This is a genomic window from Mesorhizobium sp. M7A.F.Ca.US.005.03.1.1, assembly GCF_003997975.1.
Lineage (GTDB): Bacteria > Pseudomonadota > Alphaproteobacteria > Rhizobiales > Rhizobiaceae > Mesorhizobium > Mesorhizobium ciceri.
Map to the genome: position 1 here is coordinate 40,871 of NZ_RZRO01000042.1, position 11,373 is coordinate 52,243.

An 11,373-nucleotide genomic window follows, 5' to 3' on the forward strand; every position below is an offset into this window, starting at 1 on the left:
GTACGACGGTACATTTCGAACCCAGCTCGCATTCCCGCCCAGTCCATATTGCAGTGCAATATGAATTTGTGCAAGTGCGAGATTGCTGCCGGATCAGGTCCGGCCTCCGGCTCGGCGGGGATTTGCTTCAAGCAGTGCGGCAGCGATTCCATCAGCAACTGAACGGATGCAGGCCGCCGCACGAGAAAAGGGGCCACGGAGGCCCCCTTTCCTTGTCTGCGACCGATCGTATTAGAAACTGTTTCGAAACTCGCCCTGGCGAGTCATATGGTGGTGGTTTCGAGAACCGGAGCGGAGCGTACTTTTGGTACGTGAGCACCGGAAGCACAGAAAACGCCATCAGATGGCCGCCGGAGTAGAGTTTCCAAACAGTTTCTCAGGCGTTGGCTGCCGCAACCGCGCGCTTGGCCATCACCGCGATCAGATTGGCGCGATAATCGGCCGAGGCATGGATGTCGGTCATCAGATTCTTCGCCGGCACTTTCACACCTTCCAGTGCCGAGGCCGCGAAATTCTTGGCCAATGCTGCCTCGATCTCCTTCGAGCGGAAGACGCCGTCATCGCCGGCTCCAGTGACGGCGACGCTGACGCCATCCTTGCCCTTGGCAACGAACACGCCGACGATGGCGTAGCGCGATGCCGGATTGCGGAACTTTTCATAGGCCGCCTTGGCCGGCGCGGTGAAGGTGACGGCGGTGACGATCTCGCCTTCCTTCAACGAGGTCTCGAACAGACCCTTGAAGAACTTGTCGGCATCGATCTCGCGCTTGTTGGTGATAATGGTGGCGCCCAGCGCCAGCAGCGCCGCCGGATAATCGGCCGCCGGGTCGTTGTTGGCGATCGAGCCGCCGATCGTCCCCTTATGGCGCACCGCCGGATCGCCGATCAGTGACGCCAGATGGGCAAGCGCCGGACAGGCCTTCTTCAGCTTCTCGTCATTGGCAACGGCGTGATGCGTGGTGGCGGCGCCGATGGTGACGGTCTTGCCCGACACCTTGACGCCCTGCAGCTCCGCGATCCGCGACAGGTCGACAAGGTCGGACGGCGCGGCAAGCCGCGTCTTCATCGCCGGGATCAGCGTCATACCGCCCGAAAGCAGCTTGGCGTCGCCTGTCTTGACCAGCTTGGCAGCATCGGCGACCGAGGCGGCGCGGTGATAGTTGACTGCGTACATGGAATTCTCCCTTGGGTGAATGGGCGAATAGGGAGTAGCGAATAGCGAATAGGATCTATCCAGTCGCACCGCCTTCTCTTCCCTATTCGCTACTCCCTATTCGCTATTCGCTTTCAGTGTTTCGTCGCGCGGATCGCGGCCCAGACGGTGGACGGCGAAGCCGGCATGGCAAGATCGTTGCTGCCGATGGCGTCGGTGAGGGCGTTGATCACCGCCGGCGGCGAGCCGATGGCGCCGGCCTCGCCGCAGCCCTTGATCCCCAACGGATTGCCCGGGCATGGCGTGTTCGAGGTCGAGACCTTGAACGACGGCAGATCGCCGGCGCGCGGCATGGTGTAGTCCATGTAGCTCGCGGTCAAAAGCTGGCCGCTATTGTCATAATGGGCGCCTTCGAGCAGCGCCTGGCCGATGCCTTGCGCCAGCCCGCCATGCACCTGGCCCTCGACGATCATCGGGTTGATGATGTTGCCGAAATCGTCGGCAGCGACGAACTGGACGATCTCGGTGACGCCGGTTTCCGGGTCGACCTCGACCTCGCAGATATAGCAGCCCGCCGGGAAGGTGAAATTCGACGGATCGTAGAACGCCGTCTCCTTCAGCCCGGGCTCCATGCCGCCCGGCAGGTTGTGGGCAGTGTAGGCGGCCAGCGCCATCTGGAACCACGGCACGTTCTTGTCGGTGCCGGCGACCTTCAGCGCGCCATTCTCGATGACGATGTCGCCTTCGTCGGCTTCGAGCAGGTGTGCCGCGATCTTCTTGGCCTTGGCCTCGACCTTGTCGAGGGCCTTGACGATGGCCGACATGCCGACTGCACCCGAGCGCGAGCCATAGGTGCCCATGCCCATCTGCACCTTGTCGGTGTCGCCATGCACGATCGAGACCGAATCGAGCGGCACGCCGAAGCGCTCGTTGACCAGTTGCGCGAAGGTCGTCTCATGGCCCTGGCCGTGGCTGTGCGAGCCAGTCAGCACCTCGATCGTGCCGACCGCGTTGACGCGCACTTCCGCTGATTCCCAAAGGCCGACACCGGCGCCGAGCGAGCCGACGGCAGCAGACGGCGCGATGCCGCAGGCTTCGATGTAGCAGCTCATGCCAATGCCGCGCAGCAGCCCCTTCTTGGCGGCGGCGGCCTTGCGCTTGGCAAAGCCGGCATAATCCGACGCCTTCATTGCCGCATCGAGCGAAGCGGCATAGTCGCCGGCGTCATAGCACATGATGACCGGCGTCTGATGCGGAAACGCTGTGACGAAGTTCTTGCGCCGCAGCTCGGCCGGCGAGACGCCGAACTGGCGGGCCGCCGTCTCCATCATGCGCTCCATGACGAAGGTCGCTTCCGGCCGCCCTGCCCCGCGATACGCATCGACGGGCGCGGTGTTGGTATAGATCGCCTTCACATTGGCATGGATGGCCGGGATATTGTACTGGCCCGACAGCAGCGTCGCATAGAGGTAGGTCGGCGTCGCCGACGAAAACAGCGACATATAGGCGCCGAGATTGGCCTGGGTTTCGACCTTCAGGCCGAGGATCCTGTGGTCCTTGTCGAAGGCCATTTCAGCATGGGTGTGATGGTCGCGGCCATGCGCGTCGGTCAGAAAACTCTCGGTCCGGTCAGCCACCCATTTGACCGGCACCCCGGTCTTCTTCGACGCCCACAGGCAGACGATCTCTTCGGGATAGATGTAGATCTTCGAGCCGAAACCGCCGCCGACATCGGGCGCAATCACGCGCAGCTTGTTTTCCGGCGCGACATTGTAGAAGGCGCTCATCACCAGCCGCGCCACATGCGGGTTCTGCGAGGTCGTCCAGCAGGTGTAGTGATCCTCGGCCTTGTCGTAATGGCCAAGTGCGGCGCGCGGCTCCATGGCGTTAGGCACCAGCCGGTTGTTGATGATGTCCATCTTGACCACATGGGCTGCCTTCCCGAAGGCCGCTTCCGTGTCGTCGGCATTGCCGATGTCCCAGTCGAAGATCAGATTGTTGTCCGCTTCGGGGTGGATCTGCGGCGCACCCTTGTCCATCGCCTTGGAGGCGTCGACGACGGCCTTCAACTCCTTGTAGGTGATCTCGACCGCCTCGGCGGCGTCACGCGCTTGCCCCTTGGTCTCGGCGACGACAATGACGACGGCGTCACCGACATAACGGACCCGGTCGAAGGCGAGTGGCGACCATGCCCCCATCTTCATCGGCGAGCCGTCCTTGGAGTGGATCATCCAGCCGCAGATGAGATTGCCGATGCCATCGGCCTTGAGTTCCTTGCCGGTCAGCACGCCGATGACGCCGGGCATGCCTTGGGCCTTCTTCACATCGATCTTCTTGATCTGCGCATGCGCGTGCGGACTGCGCACGAAGGCGGCGTGCTTCATGCCGGGAACCACCATGTCGTCGACATAGCGGCCGGCGCCCGTGATGAATCGTTTGTCTTCCTTGCGCGCGACCCGAGCGCCAACACCTTCAATGCCCATCAGAAATTCCTCCCGAGATTGTAGGGGAGTAGGTGAGTAGGGCAGTACGGCAGTAGGGAAAAATTGGCTCCGATTCCCTACTGCCCTACTGCCTTATTGCCCTACTGCCTCGTTCAAGCCGCTTGTTTCGCCTTACCCTTCGACCCCTTCATCGTCGTCGATGCGGCGAGGATCGCCTTGACGATGTTGTGGTAGCCGGTGCAGCGGCAGATGTTGCCGTCGAGCTCGGCACGCACCGTCGCCTCGTCGAGCCCTTCGGGGTGGCGGCCGATCATGTCGGTCGCCGTCATGATCATGCCCGGCGTGCAGAAGCCGCACTGCAGCCCGTGATGTTCCTTGAAGGCGGCCTGCACCGGATGCAGGTCGGCGCCATTTGCCAGGCCCTCGATCGTCAACACGGTCGAGCCGGAGGCCTGCACCGCGAGCATCGTACAGGATTTGACCGCCTTGCCGTCGACGTGGACGACGCAGGCACCGCATTGCGAGGTGTCGCAACCGACATGCGTGCCGGTAAGGCCGAGATTTTCCCGCAGGAAGTGAACCAGAAGTGTTCGGTCCTCGGCAGCACCGCTGACCCGCTTTCCGTTCACCATCAACGAAACGTCCGACATGGTCCCTCCCTGGGTATCAACCTTGGTCATCACGTTGCCAACGCGGCGTTGGCGCATCGGCCATGCGTTATTGGTACACCGCACATCGGACAAAAAACAGCACGTCGCAAACGCGGCACATTGTACTTTCGGTCATGGCCGCGCCCAAACATGCGGTGCCGGTGGCCCCATTGCCAAACCGCCGATTGAAGGCAACAATGTCGGTCGACGCCCGCGCGCCAGAAGCATTTAAAACAGCCGCGCACAAAAAAGCGTCGGAGGAAATGCGGAGAACATCGCTGGCCAATTCACAGACGCGCTATGCATGCGGCCTGTCGGCGCTCACCACGGACGAGCCCGACATGGAGGCGTTCGCCAGGGCGATCGCACTGGAAGCAGCCGCCATCGACGCGGGCTTTGCCCTGCTGTTCTTTTCCCAGAGCCTGGTCGAAGCCAGCGCCCTTTCCCAGGCGCTCATGACCCACGCGCCGGCGCTCCACCACGCCGGCTGCTCGACTGCCGGCGAGATCACGCCGCAAGGTCTCGAGGATGGTCATGTGCTGGCCATGCTGCTTCCGTCCACCGCGTTTACCGCCGTCAGCGTGATGGTCGAAAATCTGTCCTCGTCGGGTATGGACAGGATCACCGGCGAGGTCGAGACCCTGCGGCGATCGCTGCGCGCGCGCCTCGGTTGCGATCGGACCAAAGGCACTTTCGCGCTCTGCTTCATCGACGGGCTCTCCTATGCCGAAGAAGCGGTGAGTTCAGCCATCCACTGGGGTCTCGATGACATTCCGCTGCTTGGCGGCTCCGCCGGCGACGATCTGAAATTCGAGACGACGCGCCTGATCTCGAACGGCAAGGTCACCTCCGACAGCGCCATCATCGTGCTGATATCGACCGAAATTCCCTTCCATGTCTTCAAGACCGACAATTTCGTTCCCACCGATGAGAAACTGGTGGTGACGGCTTCCGATCCAGATCACCGCATCGTGCGCGAGTTCAACGCCACCAATGCGGCGCAGGAATACGCCGCGTCCGTCGGTATCGTCGCGCAGATGCTGACGCCACTGAGCTTCGCCTCGCATCCCGTGGTGGTGAAGGTGGGCGGACAATATTATTGCCGGTCGATCCAGAAGATGCATGCCGACGGCTCGCTGTCGTTCTTCTGCGCCATAGACGATGGCGTCGTGCTGTCGATCGCTCAGCCCAAGGACATGGTGGAATCGACGCGCGCCGCCCTGCGCGACGTCGAGGAGAGGCTTGGCGGCATCGACATGATCCTCGGCTTCGACTGCGTGCTGCGCCGGCTGGACGCACGCAATCGGCAGGTGTTTCGCGAGATCTCGGAACTCTACCGGGTCAACAATGTCATCGGCTTCGGCACCTATGGCGAACAGTACCGGTCGATGCATCTGAACCAGACTTTCACCGGCATCGCCTTCGGCGAGCGCCAGGCGGCGGAATAGGACGGCGCAACAAGATGCCGCTGAGGGACATAAACGATCTTGAAAAGCTGAAGAAGATCAACGCGGCACTGGTCAGCCGCGTCGAGCGCTCGATGGACCAGCAAGGCAACGCCTTTTCGCTGTTCCAGACCACGATCTCGCTGGAAAACCGGGTGCGTACACGTACCGAGGAACTTCACTCGACCTTGCGGCGGCTGGAGCAGTCGAACATTGACCTCAGTGCCGCCAAGGAAAACGCCGAACTTGCGAACCTGTCAAAAACCCGTTTCCTCGCCGCTGCCAGTCACGACGTGCTGCAGCCGCTGAATGCCGCCCACCTTTCGGTTTCGGCGCTCGCCGAAGTTCAGACCAGCGACGAGGGCAAGAAACTGGTGCGGCAGGTCGAGCGCTCGCTGGAGACGATGGAGGACCTGCTGCGAACCCTGCTCGACATCTCCAAGCTCGATGCCGGCGTGGTGCAGCCCGACATAAGCGACGTCAGCCTGGAGGCGCTGTTCTCGTCGCTCCGCTCGGATTTCCTGCCGGTGGCGGAGATGAAAGGCCTGTCGCTGAAATTCCGGCCGGTCCATGCCGTGGTCCGCTCCGACCGCACGCTGCTGCGCCGTATCCTGCAGAACATTCTCTCCAACGCGCTGGGCTATACACGCTCGGGCGGCGTGCTTGTCGGCACCAGGCATCGCGGCGACACCATCCGCATCGACGTCGCCGACACGGGCTGCGGCATTCCCGACGACCAGCGCGAGGCGGTGTTCGAGGAGTTCCACCGCGGCACCTCGCCGGCCAATGCCGAACTGGACGGTGGCGGTCTCGGGCTCGGGCTCGCCATCGTGCGCCGCATGGCCAGCGCGCTCGGCCATCCCGTGACATTCTCGTCGAAGGTCGGACGCGGCACGATCTTCCACATCGATGTACCCGTCGGCATCGGTGCGCCAGCCGATGCCATCGCCAGCGTTGCCGATATGGAACGGCCGCGCGGCTATGGCCTGTTCGGCACCAAGGTGCTGCTGGTCGAGAACGATATCGAAGTGCTGCAGGCCATGACCTTCCTCCTCGAACGCTGGCAATGCCTGGTGCGGGCCGCGACCTCGACCGACGATGCGCTAGACATGCTTGGCGACACCGACTGGGTGCCCGACATCGTCATTGCCGACCAGCATCTCGACGGCGGCGATCTCGGCACCACGACCATCGCCGAAGTCCGCGACTATCTCGGCCGCGCCGTGCCGGCGCTGATCGTCACCGCCGACAGTTCGGAAGCCGTCGCCAAGGCCGCCCGCTCCGGCGGCATCGAACTGATGCGCAAGCCGCTGAAGCCGGCCCAACTAAGGGCGCTGCTGGCGCATTTGCTGGCCTGATCACTTCTCACGCGCTATTCCGATCGTCTTGAAAGGAGCGCGTCCTCCCGCGGACAGGTCGCCGACGCGCGCTTTGTTTCGACCGCCACCTACAATGCCGTGTGCGGCCTGCCGGCAACGAAGACAGACCCGAATGGTCTCGTCAAAACCTTTACCTATGACGCCTTCTGCCGGCCCTATCAGGTCTCTCAGAGCGTCACCGGCGCCTATGCCAAGACGCGCTTCGAGAACGAGGGCAATCCGGCGACACAGGCGCTGGTCAAGTACACCCCGCTGCCCAATGGCGCGAGTGGGGGCGCCGGCGAGGATTTTACCCGCTCCTTCTATGACGGGCTTGGCCGGGTCTATCGCGTGGAAACCCCCGGAGAGACGGCGGCCAGTGCAAGACGCATTGCCGAGACCGACTACGATCTTCGCGGCAATGTGCTGCGTACCGCCTTCCCGAGGTTCGTCGGTGAGACGGCACAGTGGACCACCAACAGCTACGACTGGGCCGACCGGTTGACAAAGACGATCAATCCGGATGCCAGCCAGCGCAGCTATCTGCACGACATCGCGACCGCAACCGGCACACCCACCCCCCGACTTTACGGGGTGACGCTGACCGATGAGCTCGGGCATTTGACCAGAACTCCATCGACGACACGCGGTGACATTGCCGGCATCATTCGCGACGTCGGTGGCCTCAATCTGCCGGAGAGCCGCAGCTACGATCTGCTCGGTCGGCTGATCGGCGTCACCGATCCTGGCGGTTCGACCTGGACCTACACTTACGACATGCTCGGCAATCGGCTGTCGGCGTCGGACGCCGATCTGGGCACCTGGACCTATGTCTATGACACCGCCAACCGGCTGGTCAGCCAGACCGACGCCAGGGGCACGGTCACCACGCTCGCCTACGACCAGATGGACCGGCTGACCCTGAAGACGGCAACCGCGCCTGGCGGCAGCCCGGTGACGCTGACCCAAAACACCTATGACCAGGCGGCGTCAGGCTATTACAACATCGGCCAAGTGACCCGCTCGGAAAACGCCGCCGCCGTCCAGCTCTACAATTATGACGGTCTCGGCAAAATCGCCCGTCAGGATGCCACGATCGCGGGGATCACCCATACTACGTTCAACGTTCACGACGGCTCCGGCCAAACGCTTCGCAACCAGTACTTTCCAGTGCAGCTCGACTTCGGCACGCCGATAGCGCACTTGCAATACACCGCCGGCAAAAAGCTCTATTCGGCGCCCGGCTTCATCACCTCGACGATCTACGAGGCTGATGGCCAGACCAAGGAGATCACCTACGCCAATGGCGTAAAAACGTCCTTCACCTACTCGCCGACGCGGCGCTGGCTGACGCGGATAACCACCACGCTCGGCGCCGGGACAGTAATGGATCGCCAGTTTACCCGTGACAGCCTCGGCCGAATTACCGACATCGCTGGAACCTCGGCCACGGGTCCGAACAGCTGGCACTATGTCTATGACAATGCCGACCGGCTGATCTCTGCCGACAATCTCGGCGACAACACGCTGGACGAAACCTTCGTCTATGCCGCCAACGACAACATGATTTCGCGCACGCGTGTGGCCGGCACTTATGTCTATCCCTCGGCGAACGCTGCTCGTCCGCATGCGCCTATCACGGTCGGCGCCAATGCGATGGCCTATGACGCCAATGGCAATCTGACCTCCGACGGCAGCCGCACGCTGGTCTGGGACGAGGCCAACCGGCTGAAAACGGTCACGCGCGCCTCCAGCACCGTCAATCTCGCCTATGGACCGGACGGGGCGCGAGCGAAAAAATCATCGAGCTTCGCCACGACGCTTTATCCCGACGCCAATGTCGAGATCAATCCGGCGATACCGGGTGGAGAAATCTACACCCGCTATCCGCATCCCGACATCAAGGTCGTCGGCACGACCAAATACTTCCTGCACCGCGAACACCTCGCCTCGGTGCGCATGGTCACCGACATGTCGGGCAACACCGTCGAAAGCAACAGCTACGCCACCTATGGCGAAAGCCTCAACACCGGCTTCCAGACGCAGAAGAACTACATCGGCGAACGCTTCGATCCCGAGACCGGCCTGCTGTATCTCAATGCACGATACATGGATCCGGTGCTGGGGAGGTTCATTTCGCCGGATGATTGGGATCCGACCAAGGAAGGTGTTGGCACCAACCGATATGCTTATGCTCAGAATGATCCGGTAAACAAGAGTGACGCCAATGGGCATGCCGATTTACAGGGTATCGCTAGAAGCTACATCAACCGGGAAGTCGGAACCCAAGTACAAGCCCTCGCCGACGTCGAGCAAGATGCCGCGAAAGGCGCGGCAATTGGAGGCATTGCCGCGTTAGGTGTTGGAGCTGTTGTCGCAGCGCCGGAAGCAGCGGCAGCTGTAAGTGCTGCCTTTCCTGAAGCGGCAATGTTTGCCACCGAAATGGTCGCCGCAGAGACAGGGCTGATTGCTCCGGCTGGCGCAGTTGGGGCAGTGGCGCTATCCAGGTCGGAAGCTATGAAAAAGGCCTTGGATACAGTAACAGAAAAATTAAGCTCCTCTCAGTTGTCAAGCTTTAAAAACTACATGGGTAAAGTGCCGAGCAATTCAACTGAGAATGTTTCCATATCTGTCCAAAAAGGCACTGCAACTTTTACAACCGTTTCACCTGGGAAGGTTCCCGGTTCCTATGCCACGTATGAGAAGGTGGTCGACATGAACGGAAAAACCCTAAGTTACAGCAAGAAAGTGTTCGACCCGCTTGGGGGGCTAGTTTCCAACAAAGATAAGCTATCGAAGGCTGACAGTCCTAAGTCCGGAAGCGGCGGTAGCGGATCTGACAAAGGGTCAGCGGTTAGCGTCAACGATCACGAGGTCAGCAAATGATCAACGAAGATAGGATAAAGGCGGTAAAATCTTTGATAGGATTGGAGAAACCAATAGATTCATGTATAAATGCCTTAAATACTTTTTCTTGGGATTATGATGGAGATCCTGTTATTTTAAATCGAACAGATGTTGAGAGCGTTATGAAGAGATTTCTAGATGGAAATTTGAGCAAAACTGATCTAGAAGCATGGGCAGACGCAATAGAACTTCGAGACGATATAGCATTTTATGGATCAGATGCCAATTGGATAAAGATGGTTATTACAACCCTATCGACACCGCCGCTATATGGTCCGATCACAAGAGAGAGTGTCGAGCAACTTCTCGGATTGCAGTGACAGTGTCCTTTTACCATCTTCGCCCGGCCGTCATTGTGTGTAAATTGATCACATGGCTCGCCTTGCCCGCATTATCGTTCCCGGGCTGCCACACCATGTGAAGCAACGAGGTGACGGGTAAAAGCTCAAAACCCCGCCTGATCGCGAAACAGCTCCGCATTGTCCAGCTTCGAAACGTCGATCACCGCTTGCGTGCGGCTGTAGACATTGAGCTTGCGCAGAATCTCCGAGACGTGCGCCTTCACCGTGGGAATTACGGTGACAGTGCACCTTTTGCCCCGTTTGCTCGAATTACGGTGACAGTGCACTTTTTACCCTATTCGCCGGCATCGCCGCGTATAAACTGACCGCATGGCCCGCCTCGCCCGCATTGTCGTTCCCGGTCTGCCGCACCACGTAACGCAGCGTGGCAACGGGCGCGCCAAGGTGTTTTTCACGTCCGAAGACTACGCGCTCTACAAGGACCTGCTGGTCGAGTATTGCCGTGCCGCCGATGTCGGCATCTGGGCGTGGTGCCTGATGCCGAACCATGTGCACCTGATCCTGACGCCGGCTGACCCGGATGGCCTGCGTCGTGCGCTTGCCAAGGTGCACCGTGCCTATGCCGGGGTCATCCACCGCGGCAAAAGAAAACCGGGCATTTCTGGCAAGGCCGCTTCGGAGCGGTGGCGATGGACGAGGATCATCTCCTGTCGGCGGTACGTTATGTCGGGCTGAATCCCGTGCGCGCCGGACTGGCAAAGCAGGCGGCGGATTGGCCCTGGTCAAGCGCTCGGGCACATCTGACAGGTGAACCCGATGACGTCACGGATTTGCGGCCGATGAAGGACCGGTTGCCGTCGTCGGCCGGACTGTTCGATCGAGACGGACATCGCGGCGTTCGACGCCTTGCGCAAGGCCGAGGGCATCGGCCGGCCGGTGGGCAGCGAGGCATTTCTGGACCGGATTTTCGGGCAAACCGGAAAGGCCGTGAAACTGCGGAAGCGAGGCAGGCGGCCAAAGGAAAATGGTGTACCGTCACCGTAATTCTTGAGCGCGGCGCCTGATGGGTTACCCTCCCCTTGATGGGGAGGGTCGGCGCGGAGCGCCGGGGTGG

At 61.0% G+C, this 11,373-nt stretch carries 9 protein-coding genes and 1 pseudogene; 5 read left to right on the forward strand and 5 right to left on the reverse strand.

What is annotated here, in order from left to right; translation table 11 throughout:
* Positions 1-376 precede the first annotated feature (376 nt).
* The 3 genes from EN990_RS18415 to EN990_RS18425 form a co-directional block, all read right to left on the reverse strand.
* Entirely contained in the window at positions 377-1,174 is a 798-nt protein-coding gene (locus EN990_RS18415) for a xanthine dehydrogenase family protein subunit M (RefSeq protein WP_127369313.1), read from the reverse strand.
* A 113-nt stretch (positions 1,175-1,287) separates the two neighbouring features.
* Entirely contained in the window at positions 1,288-3,636 is a 2,349-nt protein-coding gene (locus EN990_RS18420; RefSeq protein ID WP_013531266.1) for a xanthine dehydrogenase family protein molybdopterin-binding subunit, read from the reverse strand.
* Between the two features lie 113 nt (positions 3,637-3,749).
* Positions 3,750-4,247, reverse strand: a complete 498-nt coding sequence (locus EN990_RS18425) for a (2Fe-2S)-binding protein (protein WP_013531265.1) — start codon at positions 4,245-4,247, stop codon at positions 3,750-3,752.
* Positions 4,248-4,510: 263 nt separating this feature from the next.
* Between EN990_RS18425 and EN990_RS18430 the strand changes: the two genes are divergently transcribed.
* From EN990_RS18430 to EN990_RS18445, 4 genes are all read left to right on the forward strand, one after another.
* A complete protein-coding gene (locus EN990_RS18430) occupies positions 4,511-5,695 on the forward strand; it encodes an FIST signal transduction protein (protein WP_164753910.1) in 1,185 nt (394 codons plus the stop codon).
* A gap of 14 nt (positions 5,696-5,709) precedes the next feature.
* Positions 5,710-7,050 (forward strand): hybrid sensor histidine kinase/response regulator, encoded by a 1,341-nt coding sequence (locus EN990_RS18435; RefSeq protein ID WP_013531263.1) that lies wholly within the window; start codon positions 5,710-5,712, stop codon positions 7,048-7,050.
* A 99-nt stretch (positions 7,051-7,149) separates the two neighbouring features.
* Positions 7,150-9,936 (forward strand): RHS repeat protein, encoded by a 2,787-nt coding sequence (locus EN990_RS18440; protein ID WP_164753909.1) that lies wholly within the window; start codon positions 7,150-7,152, stop codon positions 9,934-9,936.
* A complete protein-coding gene (locus tag EN990_RS18445) occupies positions 9,933-10,277 on the forward strand; it encodes a hypothetical protein (protein ID WP_013531260.1) in 345 nt (114 codons plus the stop codon). The genes EN990_RS18440 and EN990_RS18445 overlap by 4 nt, the downstream gene beginning before the upstream one ends.
* A gap of 125 nt (positions 10,278-10,402) precedes the next feature.
* Here the strand turns inward: EN990_RS18445 and EN990_RS18450 are convergent.
* Positions 10,403-10,525, reverse strand: a pseudogene (locus tag EN990_RS18450) (LuxR C-terminal-related transcriptional regulator); the annotation flags it as partial.
* Positions 10,526-10,628: 103 nt separating this feature from the next.
* Here EN990_RS18450 and EN990_RS36210 point away from each other — a divergent pair.
* Positions 10,629-10,994 (forward strand): transposase, encoded by a 366-nt coding sequence (locus tag EN990_RS36210; RefSeq protein WP_245461102.1) that lies wholly within the window; start codon positions 10,629-10,631, stop codon positions 10,992-10,994.
* 47 nt (positions 10,995-11,041) lie between these two features.
* Here the strand turns inward: EN990_RS36210 and EN990_RS36215 are convergent.
* On the reverse strand, positions 11,042-11,373 hold a 332-nt coding region (locus EN990_RS36215), incomplete at its 5' end, for a hypothetical protein (protein ID WP_245469192.1).